Genomic DNA, 16,039 nt, shown 5'->3' on the forward strand with positions numbered 1-16,039 from the left:
TTTCGACGGGGCGGTCATGTAGGGACGTATGACCGCCTACAGCCCCGCTCTACCCGCAGGAGCACCGTGGCAACTGGCCGAACTCACCGACCGGCGACCCGCAGCCGAGGGATTCCCGAGGCCACCGTCGCCCGGCTTCCGCTGTACCTCCGCGCTCTGACCGCGCTGTCGGAACGCTCGGTGCCCACGGTCTCCTCCGAGGAGCTCGCGGCCGCGGCGGGAGTCAACTCCGCGAAGCTGCGCAAGGACTTCTCCTACCTCGGCTCCTACGGGACCCGGGGCGTCGGCTACGACGTCGAGTATCTCGTCTACCAGATCTCCCGCGAGCTGGGCCTCACCCAGGACTGGCCCGTCGTGATCGTCGGTATCGGTAACCTCGGCGCCGCCCTCGCCAACTACGGCGGGTTCGCCTCCCGCGGCTTCCGGGTCGCCGCGCTGATCGACGCCGACCCGGCCATGGCGGGCAAGCCCGTCGCCGGGATCCCCGTGCAGCACTCCGACGACCTGGAGAAGATCATCCAGGACAACGGCGTGTCGATCGGTGTCATCGCCACCCCCGCCGGTGCCGCCCAGCAGGTCTGCGACCGGCTCGTGGCCGCCGGTGTCACCTCCATCCTGAACTTCGCGCCGACCGTGCTGTCCGTCCCCGACGGCGTCGACGTGCGCAAGGTCGACCTCTCCATCGAGTTGCAGATCCTCGCCTTCCACGAGCAGCGCAAGGCCGGTGAGGAGGCCGCCGCCTCCGACGGCGGCGTTCCGGCCGCCGCCGCGCGCCGTGACTCCGCCGACCAGGGGCCCGACGGGGACATGCCCGCCGTGATGCCGGCATGAGCCTCCTCGTCGTCGGACTCAGCCACCGCAGCGCCCCGGTCAGCGTGCTGGAGCGGGCCTCGCTCACCACGGACGCGCAGGTCAAGCTGCTCCAGGACACCGTCGCCGCCGAACCGGCCGCCGAGGCCGCGGTGCTCGCCACCTGCAACCGCATCGAGCTCTACGCCGACGTGGACAAGTTCCACGCCGGTGTCGCCGAGCTGTCCACGCTGCTCGCCCAGCACAGCGGGGTCGGCCTGGAGGAGCTCACTCCCTATCTCTACGTGCACTACGAGGACCGGGCCGTCCACCACCTGTTCTCGGTGGCCTGCGGGCTGGACTCGATGGTCGTCGGCGAGGGGCAGATCCTCGGCCAGATCAAGGACTCCCTGGCCCGCGCGCAGGAGCTGAACTCCGCCGGCCGGCTGCTGAACGACCTCTTCCAGCAGGCCCTGAGGGTCGGCAAGCGCGCCCACTCCGAGACCGGCATCGACCGCGCCGGCCAGTCCCTGGTCACCTTCGGCCTGGAGCAGCTGGCCGCGGGCGGGGATGTGGAGACCTGGGCCCGCGGCAAGAAGGCCCTGGTCATCGGCGCCGGCTCGATGTCCTCCCTGGCCGCCGCGACGCTCGCGCGTGCCGGGGTCGCCGAGGTCGTCGTCGCCAACCGCACCTTCGACCGCGCCGAGCGCCTCGCGCAGATCCTCGCCGAGGGCGACGACACGGACGTGCTGGCCCGCGCGGTCCCGATGGAGTCGGTGCCGTTCGAGCTGACACGTGCCGACGTCGCCGTCTCCTGCACCGGCGCGACGGGCCTGGTCATGACGGCCGAGTCGGTCGCCGCCGCGGTGGAGGGCCGTACGGCCGCACCGTCGGCCGACGGAACCCCCGCCCCGGACGATGGCCCGACGGCGGCCACGGGCACCGAGCGGGGCAACCTGCCCGCCACCGGCCTCGGCGGCGAGGACGGCTGCCCGCTGGACCTGCCCGCGGTGCAGGGCACCGCCGGGTTCTCCGTACTCGGCGAGGCGGCCGTGGCCGGTATGGCCGCCGCCGACCTGGAGCAGCACGCGGCATGGGTGGACAACGGCACGGTGGGCGGCGCCCAGCGCGCGGCCAGGCCGGGAACGGCCGGCCCGCTCGACCCCACGACGGACGCCGACGCCATCGCCGCGCTCGCCGCGACTGTGGCCACCGTCGGCCGCATCCCCGAGCGGCGCAGGCCCGAGCCGGCCGACGAGCCGCCGCGGCCCCAGCCCGTGCTCTTCCTGCTCGACCTGGCGATGCCGCGCGACATAGACGCGGCCGCGCACCGGCTGGCCGGTGTGCGGCTGGTGGACATCGAGTCGCTGGCGGAGGCCTCCGCGGGCGCTCCGATGGCTGCCGATGTGGACCAGGTCCGGCGTATCGTCTCCGACGAGGTCGCGGCCTTCGGGGCAGCACTGCGGGCCGCGCACATCACGCCGACCGTGGTCGCCCTGCGCACCATGGCCGCCGATGTCGTGGCCAGCGAGATCGCCCGCCTGGACGGACGGCTTCCCGGCCTCGACGACAAGCACCGCGCGGAGATCACCCAGACCGTGCGGCGCGTGGTGGACAAGCTGCTGCACGCGCCGACCGTACGGGTCAAGCAACTCGCGGCCGAGCCCGGCGGCGCCGGGTACGCGGACGCGCTGCGGACCCTGTTCGACCTCGATCCGGAGACGGTTGCCGCCGTCTCCCGGGCCGAGGACAGCACAGAGAAAGACCGAGGGCCGGCATGAACGACAAGGCGCTGAGGCTCGGTACCCGGCGGAGCAGGCTCGCCATGGCCCAGTCCGGGCAGGTGGCCGAGGCCGTGAGCCGGGTGACCGGGCGGCCCGTGGAGCTCGTCGAGATCACCACGTACGGCGACGTCTCGCGCGAGGCGCTCGCCCAGATCGGCGGCACGGGTGTGTTCGTGACCGCCCTGCGCGACGCGCTGCTCAAGGGCGAGGTCGACTTCGCGGTGCACTCGCTGAAGGACCTGCCGACCACGCAGCCCGATGAGCTGGTGGTGGCCGCCGTTCCCGCGCGGGAGGACCCGCGGGACGTGATCGTCGCCCGGGACGCGCTGAAGTTCACCGACCTGCCGAGCGGGGCCCGCATCGGTACCGGTTCGCCGCGCCGCATGGCCCAGCTCAACGCGTACGCGCGCAGCCACGGCCTGGACATAGCGACGGTCCCGATCCGCGGCAACGTCGACACCCGGATCGGATACGTACGGTCCGGTGAGCTCGACGCCGTCGTGCTGGCCGCCGCCGGACTGAACCGGATCGGCCGGGGTGACGAAGTGACCGACTTCCTGTCGGTCGACACGGTTTTGCCCGCCCCCGGCCAGGGGGCACTGGCGATCGAGTGTGCCGCGGGCAACGCGGACCTCGTCGCCGCGCTCGCCGAACTCGACGACCCGTTCACGCGGGTCGCCGTAACGGCCGAGCGGTCACTGCTCGCCGCCCTGGAGGCCGGGTGCAGCGCCCCTGTGGGCGCGCTGGCCGACCTTTTGGCCGACGGGCAGATTGTCAAGGAAATGCGCCTGCGCGGCGTCGTCGGGACCACCGACGGCACGCGGATGGTGCAGCTGTCCACCACCGGTCCCGTGCCCGAGACGCACGACGGGGCAATGGCGCTCGGTCGCGAACTCGCGGCCGAGATGCTCGCCCAGGGCGCGGCCGGTCTGATGGGGGAGCGAGCACATTGAGCCCCACCACCCTTTCCGCCGGTCCTGAACACGGGCACGTCACCTTCCTGGGTGCCGGACCCGGAGATCCGGGACTGCTTACTCTGCGCGCCGTCGAGGCGCTGGCGAACGCGGACGTCCTCGTCGCCGAGCACGAAGTGCTCGACGTCGTACGTCAGCACGCCAGGCAGGGGGTCTCCGAAGTGAACACGGACTCGGATCCTTCCCAGGAGCCGGGTCCGGGCACAGGAGCGCCCCAGCTGACGGTAGTTGACGGCACGTCAACCGCCGTCGCCGCCCCCGCGGTGCGGGATGCCGCACATCTTGTCATGGAGGCCGCACGGGGCGGCAGGCGGGTCGTGCGTGCGGTGTCCGGGGACCCCGGGCTCGACACGTACGCCGCCGAAGAGATGCTGGCGTGCGCCGCCGCCGGGGTGCCCTTCGAGGTCGTCCCCGGTATCGCGAGCGCCGTCGGTGTTCCCGCGTACGCCGGTGTGCCGCTGCGGGACGCGCAGGGCGCGGACGTGCGGTTCGTGGACGCGCGGACGGCGTCGGACCGGTGCTGGACGGAGGTCGGGGCGTCGGACGGCACGGTCGTCGTGTCCACCACCCTGGACTCCGTCTCCGCGGCGGCCGGCGAGCTCGTCTCCGCGGGCCGCAAGCCGGACACCCCGATGACGGTCACCGTCGCCGGTACGACCACCCGGCAGCGCACCTGGACCGCCACGCTCGGCACGATCGCGCAGACGCTGAAGCAGGCCAAGGTGCTGCCCTCGCCCGAGGGCGGCCGACCGGTGATAGCCGTGGTCGGGGAGCGTTCCTCCGCCGCCCAGCGCGACCAGCTCGCGTGGTTCGAGTCCAAGCCGCTGTTCGGCTGGAAGGTGCTCGTGCCGCGCACCAAGGAGCAGGCGGTGTCGCTCTCCGACCAGCTGCGGTCGTACGGGGCCGTGCCGCACGAGGTGCCGACCATCGCCGTCGAGCCGCCGCGCACGCCCCAGCAGATGGAGCGGGCGGTCAAGGGCCTGGTGACGGGCCGCTACGAGTGGATCGCCTTCACCTCGGTGAACGCGGTCAAGGCCGTGCGGGAGAAGTTCGAGGAGTACGGCCTCGACGCTCGTGCCTTCGCGGGCATCAAGGTCGCGGCCGTGGGCGAGCAGACGGCCAAGGCGCTGATCGCCTTCGGCGTGAAGCCGGACCTGGTGCCGAGCGGGGAACAGTCGGCAGCCGGTCTGCTGGAGGACTGGCCCCCCTACGACCCGGTCTTCGACCCCATCGACCGGGTGTTCCTGCCGCGTGCCGACATCGCCACGGAGACGCTGGTCGCCGGGCTGATCGAGCTGGGCTGGGAGGTCGACGACGTCACGGCCTACCGGACCGTGCGGGCCTCGCCGCCGCCGGCGGAGACGCGGGAGGCGATCAAGGGCGGCGGGTTCGACGCCGTGCTGTTCACGTCGTCGTCGACCGTGCGGAACCTGGTCGGTATCGCCGGCAAGCCGCACAACGTCACCGTCATCGCCTGTATCGGCCCGGCCACGGCGAAGACCGCCGAGGAGCACGGGCTCCGGGTGGACGTGATGGCTCCGGAGCCGTCCGTGCTCAAGCTGGCGGAGGCGCTGGCCGACTTCGGCGCGAAGCGCAGAGCTGCCGCTCTCGAGGCCGGGGATCCGGTGACGCGGCCGAGCGAGAGGCGGCCGGGGGCTCGGCGGCGGCGTTCGACGACGTAAGTGGACCGACTGTGCCGGCTGCGGCTACGCGGGGGTCACCGCGTGGCCGTAGCGGAGCAGGTTGGACGGGTCGTAGGTGGCCTTGTCGTGGCGTAGGCGTTCGTAGACCTCCGGGGTCCAGGCGCGGGCGCGGTCCTGTTCGTCGCCCGGGGTGCCGTGGATGTTGACCATGGTGCGGCCCGTGCCGTAGGGGGCCATGGCCGTGTAGAGCCGCTGCGTCGCCTGTTCGATGGCCTCGGCGGCGGGGGGCGCGGCCATGATGCCGACCGAGTCGATGAAGTACCGGGCGTCGCGGGCGCAGACGGCGTCCTCGACGGCGGGCGGGCGGGACATCGCGCCGCCCATGTGGCGTATCTCGGCCATCAGCAGCGGGAAGTCGGCGCCGGCCGCGGGGCCGGCCTGGTCCAGGAACGTGCCGATGGCGTCGGGCGTCAGGTCGCGCAGGAGCAGGCACGACTCCCTCCCGGGGAGCGGGTCCTGCGGTTCCATGTGGATGCGGTCCAGGGCCGCGTGGTCCATCACCTCGACCGTGTCGACGGCCACGGGGGCGGCTGCGCGGAGAGGCGCGATCAGGGCCTCGCCCTCGGCCGGGAGGCCGGGCCAGGCGATCGCCACGCGGGCCCAGAAGCCGCCGCGCAGGGGCTCCGGGATCTGCGGGATGGGCGGCAGGCGCAGGATCGTGAACGCGCTGCACATCTCGTCCGGGATCGTGCGGGTCCAGTCCGCCCAGGCCCGGAGCAGGGCCTCGGTGTGCTCGCCCGGGCAGTAGATGCCGCCGCCGTAGAGGCGGGGGAGCGGGAGCAGTTCGGTCACGAGTGAGGTGACGACGCCCACGTTGCCCTTGCCGCCGCGCAGGGCCCAGAACAGTTCCGGCTCGTGCTGGGGGTCCGCTTCGCGCAGCCGGCCGTCCGGGGTGACGACCTGGAAGGAGCGGACCAGGTCGGCGGCGTAGCCGTAGGCACGGCCGAGGACGGGGAGTCCGCCGCCGAGGGTGTAGCCGATGACGCCCGCGTCCGTGGAGGTGCCGCTGAGGCCGGCGAGGCCGTGCGGTGCGGCCGCGGCCATGACGTGGCTCCACTTCGCGCCCGCGGCGATGGTGGCCGTGCGGGTGGTGGGGTCTATCCGTACGTCGGTCATGCGGGCCGTGTTGATCAGGAGGCCCTTCTCGATGGGGAAGTTGGCGCCGTGGCCGGTGGCCTGGACGGCGACGGGGGTGCCGGTGGCCTTGGCCCAGCGCATGGCGGTGACGATGTCGTCGGGGGCTGTCGCTCCGACGACCACGTCGGGGGTGTGGAGGGCTGCCAGGTTGAAGCCGGTGACCTCGTCGGCGTAGGCGGGGTCGCCGGGGCGCAGGACGGGGCCGTGGATTTCCGAGAGGGCGAAGATGTCGGGGGTGTCGTGGCGGGTGGTCATCGCGTCCTCCGTGGGTGGCGTACGGAGGGACGGCGGCGGCGGGTTGGTGTCGGGCCGTCGGGGTCCTTGTCCTTGTTGTTTCAGGATGGACCTGGGGGGTGGCGGGCGCATCGTGAGGGCCAGGGGGCGGGGCCGGGGGAGGCACGACTGCCCGCAGCTGCGTCACTGAAGCGCGCCGACATCGCGTCGGCATCGGGAGGTTTTGGGCGGGCGTAGCGTAGGTGGCATGACGATGTACGGATCTTTTCCCGGTACGCGGCCGCGGCGGTTGCGGAGCAATCCCGTCATGCGTCGGATGGTCGCCGAGACCCGGTTGCACCCTGCCGATCTCATTCTTCCGGCCTTCGTGCGGGAGGGCGTCAGCGAACCGGTGCCGATCTCGGCCATGCCGGGGGTCGTGCAGCACACCCGGGACAGTCTGAAGAAGGCGGCCGCGGAGGCCGTCGCGGCGGGGATCTCCGGGATCATGCTGTTCGGCGTGCCGGAGGAGTCGAAGAAGGACGCCCTCGGGACGCCAGGGACCGACCCGGACGGGATTCTCCAGGTCGCCATCCGGGACGTGCGATCGGAAGTCGGTGACGACCTGCTCGTCATGTCCGATCTCTGTCTCGACGAGACCACCGATCACGGGCACTGCGGAGTGCTGGACGACCAGGGGCGGGTCGACAACGACGCGACCCTGGAGCGGTACGCCGAGATGGCCCAGGTGCAGGCCGACGCCGGAGCCCATGTGGTCGGCCCCAGCGGGATGATGGACGGGCAGATCGGCGTCATCCGTGACGCGCTCGATCAGATCGGGCGGGAGGATGTCGCCATCCTCGCCTACACCGCCAAGTACGCCTCCGCCTTCTACGGGCCGTTCCGGGAGGCCGTCGGCTCGTCCCTGAAGGGGGACCGGAAGACCTACCAGCAGGATCCCGCGAACGCACGGGACTCCATGCGGGAACTCGCCCTCGATCTCGAGGAGGGCGCCGACATGGTCATGGTCAAGCCCGCGGGGCCCTACCTGGACATCGTCGCCCGGGTCGCGGACGCCGTGGACGTGCCCGTCGCCGCCTACCAGATCTCCGGTGAGTACTCGATGATCGAGGCCGCCGCCGAGAAGGGCTGGATCGACCGGGACCGCGCGATCATGGAGAGCCTGACCGGTATCCGGCGGGCGGGCGCCCGGAACGTCCTCACCTACTGGGCCACCGAAGTGGCCCAGCGGCTCAAGGATCAATAGGACAGGGCCTGCTCCATGTCGTGCAGCCAGTACGTGACGGTCAGCGAGCTGTCGTAGTACACGCCCTCGGAGGGCAGCTGCGGGATCGCCGAGGGGCCGCCGCTGCTGTGCGGCGTGCGGCCCTGGAAGCCGACCGTGAGCTTGCGGCCGGTGGTGCCGCCGGAGCCGCTGCCGTCGGCCGCCGACAGCACCACGCCCGCGTAGCCGGACTCGCCGGGCGCCAGGGTCGTCACGGCCTGCGGCTTGGACTCCGCGATCGGCTGCGGGACCCACTGCATCTCGTCGAAGCGCAGCACCGGGTAGTAGGTGAGGTCGCACGCCTTCGAGCCGGTGTTCTTGACCGTGATCAGCATGTGGTTGACGGGGCGGCGGACCGGCTTGGCCGTGACGGTGGTGTTGGAGCCGTTGCAGGAGACACGGGCGGCGGGGGCGGCGGCCGTTCCGGGCTTCGTGCCCTTCGCGCTCGTGTCCTTCGCGCTCGTGGCCTTCGCCTTCGCGGCCTTCGTCGCCTTCGCGACCGCGGCCGTGTCGGCAGCCGTGTCGTCCGCCTTGTCGGAGGCCGCGTCGGTGGGCGCGGTGCTCGCCGTCGCCGTCAGCTGCGGCTTGGCTGCGCCCTCGTCCTGCGTGCCCGTGCCGTTCTGGCACGCGGTGAGAGCGAGGGCGGCCAGGAGGGCGACGGGGAGAGCGTGGTACTTGCGCATGGGTGGTTCCCTTTCGGACAAACGTTGTTGACGAGAACGCCTGAGCGAGCCGCTCTACCGGTCGGCCGGGAGCGGCGTGCTTGGATGACCAGAGCTTGTGCGGTGACCCGTCCCGGCCGCCACAGCCGGCGGACGATCCGGGACGCTGGAACGCCCGCACAGGCCTTGACCAGGGGAAATGACCATCCCCTGGAACGGGGAACGGGGAACGGGGAACGGGACATGGGGGATGGAGGAACGGTGTCGGAAGGCACGGCCGCGGCGGACTTCGCCGCGTTGCTGGGGGAGTTGAAGGAGCGGTCCGGGCTGAGCTACGGGGTGCTCGCCAAGCGGCTCCACATGAGTACGTCGACGCTGCACCGGTACTGCAACGGGGATGCCGTACCCGCCGACTACGCGCCTGTGGAGAGACTCGCCCGGCTGTGCAAGGCATCGCCCGGGGAGCTTGTCGAGCTGCACCGGCGGTGGGTGCTGGCGGACGCCGACCGAGGGCGTAAAGGGGCCGCTGCCGCTCCGGCCGCGGAGGCCGAAACTCCGGAGGTCGTGACCCCGGAGGTCGTGACCCCGGAGGTCGAGACTCCGGAGGCCGTGACCGCGGAGACGGCGTTCCCGGAGACGGCGTCCGCGGAGACGGCGTCCGCGGTGGAGGCTTCTTCGGAAGCGGGCCTTGCGGAGGAGTCGGGCGAGGGCGTCCGTGAGGAGGCGGGTGAGGTGGTCTCAGGGGGGCCGGTGGTCCGGCGCCCGCGCCGTCCACGTCCCGCCCTGCTCGCCGCTGCCGCCGTAGCCGTCGTCCTGGCCGGGGTCGGGCTCGCCGTGGCGATTCCCTACGGCGGGGCGGACGACGACGGGAACCGTGGTTCGGCGGCGGTCTCCGGCGGGCAGCGGCAGCAGCCGGACGGCGGCTCGGCCGCATCGGTGTCGCCCTCGGGCAGTTCGTCCCCCGGCGGCGGCAAGAAGAAGGGCGGCGGAAAGGACGCGGCCTCCGCGGCACCCAGATCCTCCGCCTCTGCCACCGGCACCGGCAGCGGCACCGGCAACGGTTCCGGCACCGGCGCGGGCGCCGACCGCCCCGGCCGGGACGCCGCCGCCCCGGCCGGCCCCGCCCCCCTCACCGTGAACACCGACCCGAACGTCTGGGAGAGCCCCTGTTCCCAGCGCTACCTGGTGAACCGGCCTCCGGGTCAGGTGGGGCCGCCGCCACCGGAGCAGGACGCGCCCGCCTGGGTGGGGGCGATGGGCGCCGTGCCGTCGGGGGAGCAGTATCTGAGGATCACCGTGCAGGGCACCGGGAAGGAGACGGTGGTCGTCGACGGCCTGAAGGTCCGTATGGCCGGCAAGCGCGCGCCGCTCGCCTGGAACGACTACGCCATGGGCTATCCGGGCGTCGGCTGCGGCGGCAACGTCCCGACCCGCTCCTTCACGGTCGCTCTCGACGCCGCGCGTCCCGCCGTCGTCCCGGAGGCGGGGCACGACGACTTCCCGTTCTCGGTGAGCGAGTCCGACCCGGAGGTCTACTACATCCGGGCCGACGCCTCCGCGTACGACGTCAGCTGGTACCTGGAGCTGAGCTGGTCCAGCGGCGACCGGAGCGGCACGCTGAGGGTGGACGACCGGGGCCGGCCCTTCCGCACGAGCGGCAACAACGGGCGGCCGGCGTACGAGTTCCCGCTGGGCGGCGACAAGTGGGTCAAGGCCGGGACCACCGACTGAACTCAGCGGAACTCGTGAACCAGCTCGATCCTGCCGACGATGTGGGCGTTGAACTCGTCGAGCTCCTCGGCCGGTACCCACGGCTGCTCCGGAAGCCGGGGCGGCCAGCCGCGCCAGTCGAGCTCCCGTACCAGGTCCAGCTCCTTGGGGCCGGTGGGGCGCCACAGGGTCGTCGTCGGCGGCTGGTCGGGCTGCGTGGGCACCATCAAATCACTTGAACCGTTAGGTTGTTGACCGCCGAAGTGGTTGCTGATTGAACCACCTACTCTTCAGGGAGACGTCCATGACCGGTGACGCCCTCAGCCAGGATCCCGCCGAGTTGCAGGGGAGGATCGACAGCAGCAAGGCACATCCGGCCCGCGTCTACGACGTCTTCCTCGGTGGCAAGGACCACTACCCGGCCGACCGGGACGCGGCCGCCGCCGCGCTCGCCGCCAACCCGCGCGGGTACCTCGACGTACGGCACAACCGCGACTTCCTGCGCCGCGCGGTGACCGCGCTGGTGGAGCAGGACGGTATCCGGCAGTTCCTCGACATCGGCACGGGACTGCCGACCGCCGAGAACGTGCACCAGATCGCGCAGCGCATCGCGCCCGACTCGCGGGTGGTGTACGTCGACAACGACCCGGTCGTGCTCGCGCACGCGCGTGCCCTGCTGACGAGCGGGCCCGAGGGGCGTACGGACTACATCGACGCCGATCTGAGGGATCCCGCCCGCATCCTGGAACAGGCCGCCAAGACCCTGGACTTCGACCGGCCGGTCGCGCTCTGCCTGGTCGCCATCCTGCACTTCGTCGCGGACGAGGAGGCGTACCCGCTGGTGCGCGAGCTGCTCGACGCCCTTCCCGTCGGCAGCCGGCTCGTGCTCAGCCACCTCACCGAGGACCTCAACCCCGAGAAGATCCGCGCGGTCCAGCGGACGTACACCGAGCGGGGGTTCACCTTCGTGCTGCGGTCCCGGGCGGAGGTCGAGCGGTTCTTCACGGAGAACTCCCTGGAGATCGCCGACCCGGGGATCGTCCCCGCCCACCGCTGGCGGCCCGACCACGCCGCTCCCGTGCCCGAGCGGCCGGACGAGTCGTACTTCGCCGGCCTCGACGAGATCGAGAAGGTCCGCTACCGCGACATCAACGACGTCACGGACGCGGACATCAACGTCTACGCGGGGATGGCCGCCAAGGGCTGAGCAGGGTGTCCGGATCGGGGAAGGGCTGCGGAGGCTGGGGGAGGGACTGCGGGCGGACACCCCCTGAGTACTACTGCCGGCCTTGGGTCTGTCGTTTGGATCAGGTCGGAATCGACGGCATCTCGTCAACGCCGCAGATGCGCGTGCCAGGCCCCGCGTCTGCGACCTGATCCAAACGACAGGCCCTAGGACCAACGGCGGAGCGGAGGTTCCTGCTGTGGACCGCGGACGGGGTGGGACGGGTGTCGTTACGGTGACGCCATGCTGGACTCCACACAGTTCGACCTCGACGCGTATTTCCGGCGGATCGGATGGGAGGGGGAGCGGCGGGCCGACGCGGCCACCCTGCGTGGTGTGCACCTGGCGCACATGCGGGCCATCCCGTTCGAGAACCTCGACGCACTGCGTGGCAACGCCCCCTCCCTCGATCCGGCCGACCTCATGACCAAGCTGGTCCACAGCCGGCGCGGCGGCTACTGCTACGAGCACAACACGCTGTTCGCCTGCGCCCTGGAGACACTGGGCTTCCGGGTGACCCGGCTGGCCGCGCGGGTCGTCGTCGGCGCCGACACCATCGCGAGCCGACCGCGCACCCACATGGCGCTGCTGGCCCACGTCCCCGGCGAACCACGGCCGTACCTCGCGGACGTCGGCTTCGGGGCGATCGGCTCGATCCTGGAGCCGGTGCCGCTGATCGCGGACGTCGAATTCACCGGGGCCGGGCGGCGGCACCGCCTGGTGCACGTGCCGCACGACGGTCCGCTGGAGATGTGGCTGCTCCAGGCCCACGACCAGGAGAAGGACGACTGGACCGGGCAGTACGCCTTCACCCTGGAGCCCTTCGAGAAGCCCGACTACGACGTCATCAACTGGCACATCGCCACCAACCCGCGCTCGCCGTTCGCGCAGCGCCTCTACGCCCAGCACATCAGCGCCACGCGGCACCTCCTCCTCGACGGTCGGCTCCTCACGCAGACCCGGTCCGACGGGACGGTCACCGAGCGGGAGGTGACCGGCGAGGCGGAGGCGCGACGGCTCCTGGACGAGGAGTTCGGCATCACCGCGCCGGAGGGGATGACGCTGCTGCCCGGCTGACCGGCCGCGTCAGTCCCACCAGAAGTGCCAGACCCGCTGGTCGAGCACATGGTGCTCCGCGTAGGCCCGCAGCGTCGGGTCGGTGCCCTGCCGGATGTTGTCCGGGCAGAACGCGAAGTGCTCGGCGGCCACCGCCTCCGCGTCGGCCATGGTGACGGGCGGGGCGGCGACCGACACCAGCAGGTGATCGAAGCCGAGCGCCACGACCCGTATGCCGAAGCGGTCCTCCCAGGAGCGCAGCACCGCGCTGAGCCGGGCGGTGTCGCCCTCGTGGTTCGCCGGGCCCGTCCAGCCGATCGCCGTGGGGATGTCGGCGCTGCGGCGGGCCGGGACGAGGGCGAGGCGGGGGTCCTTGAGGGGGCCTCCGCCGTCGAGCAGCACGTCCGCGGCCCCGGCGGCGACCGCGTCGGGGTCCTGCGCGCAGGGGTCCTGCGCGTCGGGGAACGGACCGGCCGGCCCGGGCCATGCGTCGCCCTCCGCGGCGTACTCCTCCCAGTACTCCGCCAGGACCTCTTCGGCGTCGTGGTCCCCGGGGTACGACATCTCGCCGGGCGTCAACTCCCAGCGGTCCGGCCCGTCATGCCCGTCCCCCACGTCGAGCACGACCGGCAGCAGTCCCGTACGACGGGCCGGCTCCAGCGCTGCCCAGCCACCCGGGAGGGCCTGCTCGTCCGCGTACCACAGCAGCGGCTCGTGCCAGCGCCCCTCGTCCGTGGTGTCGACGAGTGACCCGGCGGGGAGCCGGAGTCCGAGTGCGCTGCCGCTCGGGTCTGCCGCCAGCTTCGGCAGGGGATTGGGAAGAGTCGCCATGGTCGTGACTCTAGAGGCGACCACTGACAACCGGACCGGCCCCTTAGAGGACAGAGACTGACCTAGTTGCTCCCTACCGTCTTCCCATGACCACTTCCCCGGAGAAGACGGACCTGTCGCAGGCGCTCGCGGAGCAGCGGGAGTTGCTGCTGCTCACCGTGCGCGGACTGACCGACGCGCAGGCCGCGCGGCGTACGACCGTCAGTGAGCTGACCCTGGGCGGGATCGTGAAGCATCTCGCCCAGGGAGAAGAGGCGTGGACGCGGATCATGACCAAGGGCGACGGTGAACTCCCCGACGGCATGCTCGACATGAACCAGTACCGCATGGCCGAGGAGGAGACGCTCCCCGCGCTGCTGGAGCGGTACGCGGCGGCCGCCCGGGCGACCGACGAGGCCGTGGCCGGCTTGCCGGACCTGGGGCGGAGCGTGCCCCTGCCGACGACTCCGTGGTCGCCGCCGGAGCCCGAGTACTGGTCGGCGCGCCGGATCCTGCTGCACCTGATCAGGGAGACGGCCCAGCACGCCGGGCACGCCGACATTGTCCGGGAGGCCCTGGACGGCGCGAACACCACGGCCCGGCGCTGACCCGGCGGCCCGTCAGACGCGGCCGTCGAAGCACTCGCGGCTGCCTCCCGCCGCCGGGCGGAAACAGGCCCGGACGGTCGTCCCGGGGCGGGCTTCGGTCATGGGTGTGAAGACGTAGGACTGCGCGGCGATGCCGTCCGTGACCTCGGCGGAGTGCGGACGTCGGCCTCCGTCGGCCCGGTTCAGCTCCAGACGGTCGCCGATCCGCGTGCTCCACATCCGGGCCCAGCCGGCCTCGCACTTGTCGCTGTAGCGCAGTTCGAGGCGGGCTCCGGTGGACGTGCGGTGCGAGGCAAGGGTGAGCGGGGCCGTACCGCATCTCATGTGCATCGGGCTCCGGCCCTCGCAGGCGGCCGCACGGCAGCGGGGTGCCGGCGCGGAAGGGGACGGCGGCGGGGACGGCCGGGGGTCGGCGGACTGGCCCGCGAGGAGGACCAGGGCCACGGACAGTCCGCCGGCCGCGATCGCGCACACCGACGCGAGGATCGCCATGACCGCGCCCCTGCCGCCGATGGCGGGTCTGACGTCCGCATCCTTGGGCGCCTGCGTCTGCGGGGGCGGCGCGTGCGTCTCCGCGGGCGGTGGCATCTGAGTGGGCGCGGGCGTCTGCGTAGGCGTAAGCCTCTGCGTGGGCGTGGTCGGCGCCGCCCGGCCGCTCCACTCCGTCTCCGCGAGCTCCCACAGCGCGAGACACCGGCCCTCCGGTTCGCCCGCGAGGCGGCACAGCTCCTGTACCGCCTGGCGCGGCGGGAGCGTCTTGCCGTTGAGGTAGCGCTCCCAGGACGACTTGCTATAGGTCGTCTTCGCCGCGAGGGCCGCCAGGCTCAGGCCCGTGCCCGCCTTCAACTCCGTCAGCACGGAGGCGAGGCGGGCGCGTTCCGGCGGCAGCGGGCTCGGCGGGGTCCGCGTCATTCCCGCAGGGCCTTCCAGGTGTGCGGGCCGATGATGCCGTCGACGACCAGGTTCGCCCGCTTCTGAAGGGCCCTGACCGCGCGTTCCGTGTGCGGGCCGAAGATGCCGTCCACGGCGCCCGGGGCGAGGCCCGCCTCGCGCAGCAGGCACTGTGCCTCGGCCACCTCCGGTCCGGCGTGGCCGTTCGCCAGGATGGCCTTCTGCGTGCGGCTGTTGCCCGCGTACCAGCGGCCGTCGATCCGCTCCGCCCGGCAGGTGTACCTGGGCGGCTCCGACGTCTTGGGCGGATCCGGTGCCGTCGTGGCGGAGGCGGTGAGGTCGGCCGCGGACGCTCCGCCCTCGCCGTCCGTGAGCCGTACGGCCAGCAGGACCGTGGCGGCGACGGCCAGCACCAGGGCCACGGACCCGGCGATGAGCGTGATGCGCAGCGCCCGGCCGTGGGGCCGGAACGCGCCGGTCCCCAGCTCGGTTCCGAGGTCGGTCACGGGCTCGTTTCCGGGCTCGTTTCCGGGCTCGGTTCGTGGCGCGGCCCCGGTCTTCGGACCGGTCTTCGGACCGGTCTTCGCACCGGTCTCCGCTCCGGTCTCCGCTCCGAGCGGCGGGCTCTGCGGGTCCCGCCCTGCGCCCGTCCCGTCCCCGGCCGGTTCGCTCTGCCGGTCCGCCCCCTTGCCCCACGCCTCCGCGGCGACCTCGTGCAGCGCGAGCAGGCGGACCGGGTCGTCACCGCCCAGCCCGGCCATCGCCTCCACGGCCTCCCTGGGTGGCAGCGACCTGCCGGCCAGGTAGCGCTCCCAGGACGACGTGCTGTACCCCGTCTTGGCCGCGAGCCGGCGCAGGCTCAGTCCGCTGTGGTCCTTCACCCGGCGTAAGCGCACCACCAACTGTCTGACGCGCGGATCCAGTTCTTCGGGCAGCCCTTTCCAACGCGACATGTTCCCCCCACTCGCGTTCCTGGACCGTGGTCAGCGGTCCCGTCACCGCCGCATTCTGCATCAGCATCCACGCGGTGCCCCATACATCGGTTCCCTTCCCCGCGCCGCCCCCCACCGATTCGGCCACGCCCGCCGCGACCGTCCCGCCGCACCGTCCCGGCGGGCGGTGTCACCGCAGGTCAGCGTGTGGGACGTCCCGCGAGTACGTCACTTCGGAGGCGACTGTGGCGCAGCCGGGT

The 16,039-nt window shown here is 72.4% G+C and carries 15 protein-coding genes; 9 read left to right on the forward strand and 6 right to left on the reverse strand.

Annotated features, from left to right (window positions below; genetic code table 11):
- Nucleotides 1-66 precede the first annotated feature (66 nt).
- The 4 genes from QC385_RS06865 to QC385_RS06880 are packed head-to-tail and all read left to right on the forward strand — an operon-like array spanning nucleotide 67 to nucleotide 5,229.
- Entirely contained in the window at nucleotides 67-831 is a 765-nt protein-coding gene (locus QC385_RS06865) for a redox-sensing transcriptional repressor Rex (RefSeq protein ID WP_279540380.1), read from the forward strand.
- Complete coding sequence (locus QC385_RS06870; RefSeq protein WP_279540381.1) at nucleotides 828-2,570, forward strand: glutamyl-tRNA reductase; 1,743 nt, start codon at nucleotides 828-830, stop codon at nucleotides 2,568-2,570. The genes QC385_RS06865 and QC385_RS06870 overlap by 4 nt, the downstream gene beginning before the upstream one ends.
- Complete coding sequence (hemC, locus tag QC385_RS06875) at nucleotides 2,567-3,526, forward strand: hydroxymethylbilane synthase (protein WP_086852382.1); 960 nt, start codon at nucleotides 2,567-2,569, stop codon at nucleotides 3,524-3,526. Before QC385_RS06870 ends, hemC begins: the two co-directional genes overlap by 4 nt.
- Nucleotides 3,523-5,229: a bifunctional uroporphyrinogen-III C-methyltransferase/uroporphyrinogen-III synthase gene (locus QC385_RS06880; RefSeq protein ID WP_279540382.1), complete on the forward strand. Its 1,707-nt coding sequence runs from the start codon at nucleotides 3,523-3,525 to the stop codon at nucleotides 5,227-5,229. The genes hemC and QC385_RS06880 overlap by 4 nt, the downstream gene beginning before the upstream one ends.
- A gap of 24 nt (nucleotides 5,230-5,253) precedes the next feature.
- Here the strand turns inward: QC385_RS06880 and QC385_RS06885 are convergent, their stop codons facing one another.
- Entirely contained in the window at nucleotides 5,254-6,642 is a 1,389-nt protein-coding gene (locus QC385_RS06885) for an FAD-binding oxidoreductase (RefSeq protein ID WP_279540383.1), read from the reverse strand.
- A 226-nt stretch (nucleotides 6,643-6,868) separates the two neighbouring features.
- Here QC385_RS06885 and hemB point away from each other — a divergent pair, with 226 nt between their 5' ends.
- On the forward strand, nucleotides 6,869-7,867 hold the full coding sequence (gene hemB / locus QC385_RS06890; protein WP_279540384.1) for a porphobilinogen synthase: 999 nt from the start codon (nucleotides 6,869-6,871) through the stop codon (nucleotides 7,865-7,867).
- On the opposite strand, the gene QC385_RS06895 is transcribed toward hemB, so the two are convergent.
- The gene (locus tag QC385_RS06895) at nucleotides 7,861-8,568 is read right to left on the reverse strand and encodes a DUF4232 domain-containing protein (protein WP_279540385.1); all 708 of its coding nucleotides are present in this window, start codon (nucleotides 8,566-8,568) and stop codon (nucleotides 7,861-7,863) included. The genes hemB and QC385_RS06895 overlap by 7 nt on opposite strands.
- A 240-nt stretch (nucleotides 8,569-8,808) precedes the next feature.
- Here QC385_RS06895 and QC385_RS06900 point away from each other — a divergent pair, with 240 nt between their 5' ends.
- Nucleotides 8,809-10,278: a helix-turn-helix domain-containing protein gene (locus QC385_RS06900; protein ID WP_279540386.1), complete on the forward strand. Its 1,470-nt coding sequence runs from the start codon at nucleotides 8,809-8,811 to the stop codon at nucleotides 10,276-10,278.
- Nucleotides 10,279-10,280: 2 nt separating this feature from the next.
- Here QC385_RS06900 and QC385_RS06905 read toward each other — a convergent pair whose 3' ends face one another.
- On the reverse strand, nucleotides 10,281-10,484 hold the full coding sequence (locus tag QC385_RS06905) for a hypothetical protein (protein WP_279540387.1): 204 nt from the start codon (nucleotides 10,482-10,484) through the stop codon (nucleotides 10,281-10,283).
- A gap of 77 nt (nucleotides 10,485-10,561) precedes the next feature.
- On the opposite strand from QC385_RS06905, the gene QC385_RS06910 reads away from it, so the two are divergent.
- On the forward strand, nucleotides 10,562-11,464 hold the full coding sequence (locus QC385_RS06910) for an SAM-dependent methyltransferase (protein WP_279540388.1): 903 nt from the start codon (nucleotides 10,562-10,564) through the stop codon (nucleotides 11,462-11,464).
- 261 nt (nucleotides 11,465-11,725) lie between these two features.
- The gene (locus QC385_RS06915) at nucleotides 11,726-12,559 is read left to right on the forward strand and encodes an arylamine N-acetyltransferase family protein (protein ID WP_279540389.1); all 834 of its coding nucleotides are present in this window, start codon (nucleotides 11,726-11,728) and stop codon (nucleotides 12,557-12,559) included.
- A gap of 9 nt (nucleotides 12,560-12,568) precedes the next feature.
- Here QC385_RS06915 and QC385_RS06920 read toward each other — a convergent pair whose 3' ends face one another.
- Nucleotides 12,569-13,369: a DUF4253 domain-containing protein gene (locus QC385_RS06920; RefSeq protein WP_279540390.1), complete on the reverse strand. Its 801-nt coding sequence runs from the start codon at nucleotides 13,367-13,369 to the stop codon at nucleotides 12,569-12,571.
- A gap of 86 nt (nucleotides 13,370-13,455) precedes the next feature.
- On the opposite strand from QC385_RS06920, the gene QC385_RS06925 reads away from it, so the two are divergent.
- Nucleotides 13,456-13,956, forward strand: coding sequence for a DinB family protein (locus QC385_RS06925; protein ID WP_279540391.1), 501 nt, complete (start codon nucleotides 13,456-13,458; stop codon nucleotides 13,954-13,956).
- Nucleotides 13,957-13,968: 12 nt separating this feature from the next.
- Here QC385_RS06925 and QC385_RS06930 read toward each other — a convergent pair whose 3' ends face one another.
- On the reverse strand, nucleotides 13,969-14,868 hold the full coding sequence (locus QC385_RS06930) for a DUF2690 domain-containing protein (RefSeq protein WP_279540392.1): 900 nt from the start codon (nucleotides 14,866-14,868) through the stop codon (nucleotides 13,969-13,971).
- Complete coding sequence (locus QC385_RS06935; RefSeq protein ID WP_279540393.1) at nucleotides 14,865-15,800, reverse strand: peptidoglycan-binding protein; 936 nt, start codon at nucleotides 15,798-15,800, stop codon at nucleotides 14,865-14,867. The genes QC385_RS06930 and QC385_RS06935 overlap by 4 nt, the downstream gene beginning before the upstream one ends.
- Between the last annotated feature and the right edge of the window lie 239 nt (nucleotides 15,801-16,039).

Origin of the sequence: Streptomyces sp. DH10, from assembly GCF_029813805.1 — a bacterium.
Classification (GTDB): Bacteria; Actinomycetota; Actinomycetes; order Streptomycetales; family Streptomycetaceae; genus Streptomyces; species Streptomyces coeruleofuscus.

What these genes read in the sequence shown, in the direction of transcription:
- QC385_RS06895 (WP_279540385.1), bottom strand. Translation starts at nt 8,568, where the DNA reads ATGCGCAAGTACCACGCTCTCCCCGTCGCCCTCCTGGCCGCCCTCGCT.
- QC385_RS06925 (WP_279540391.1), top strand. Translation starts at nt 13,456, where the DNA reads ATGACCACTTCCCCGGAGAAGACGGACCTGTCGCAGGCGCTCGCGGAG.
- QC385_RS06935 (WP_279540393.1), bottom strand. Translation starts at nt 15,800, where the DNA reads ATGTCGCGTTGGAAAGGGCTGCCCGAAGAACTGGATCCGCGCGTCAGA.
- QC385_RS06915 (WP_279540389.1), top strand. Translation starts at nt 11,726, where the DNA reads ATGCTGGACTCCACACAGTTCGACCTCGACGCGTATTTCCGGCGGATC.
- QC385_RS06905 (WP_279540387.1), bottom strand. Translation starts at nt 10,484, where the DNA reads ATGGTGCCCACGCAGCCCGACCAGCCGCCGACGACGACCCTGTGGCGC.
- QC385_RS06910 (WP_279540388.1), top strand. Translation starts at nt 10,562, where the DNA reads ATGACCGGTGACGCCCTCAGCCAGGATCCCGCCGAGTTGCAGGGGAGG.
- QC385_RS06885 (WP_279540383.1), bottom strand. Translation starts at nt 6,642, where the DNA reads ATGACCACCCGCCACGACACCCCCGACATCTTCGCCCTCTCGGAAATC.
- QC385_RS06870 (WP_279540381.1), top strand. Translation starts at nt 828, where the DNA reads ATGAGCCTCCTCGTCGTCGGACTCAGCCACCGCAGCGCCCCGGTCAGC.
- QC385_RS06920 (WP_279540390.1), bottom strand. Translation starts at nt 13,369, where the DNA reads ATGGCGACTCTTCCCAATCCCCTGCCGAAGCTGGCGGCAGACCCGAGC.
- QC385_RS06930 (WP_279540392.1), bottom strand. Translation starts at nt 14,868, where the DNA reads ATGACGCGGACCCCGCCGAGCCCGCTGCCGCCGGAACGCGCCCGCCTC.
- hemB (WP_279540384.1), top strand. Translation starts at nt 6,869, where the DNA reads ATGACGATGTACGGATCTTTTCCCGGTACGCGGCCGCGGCGGTTGCGG.
- hemC (WP_086852382.1), top strand. Translation starts at nt 2,567, where the DNA reads ATGAACGACAAGGCGCTGAGGCTCGGTACCCGGCGGAGCAGGCTCGCC.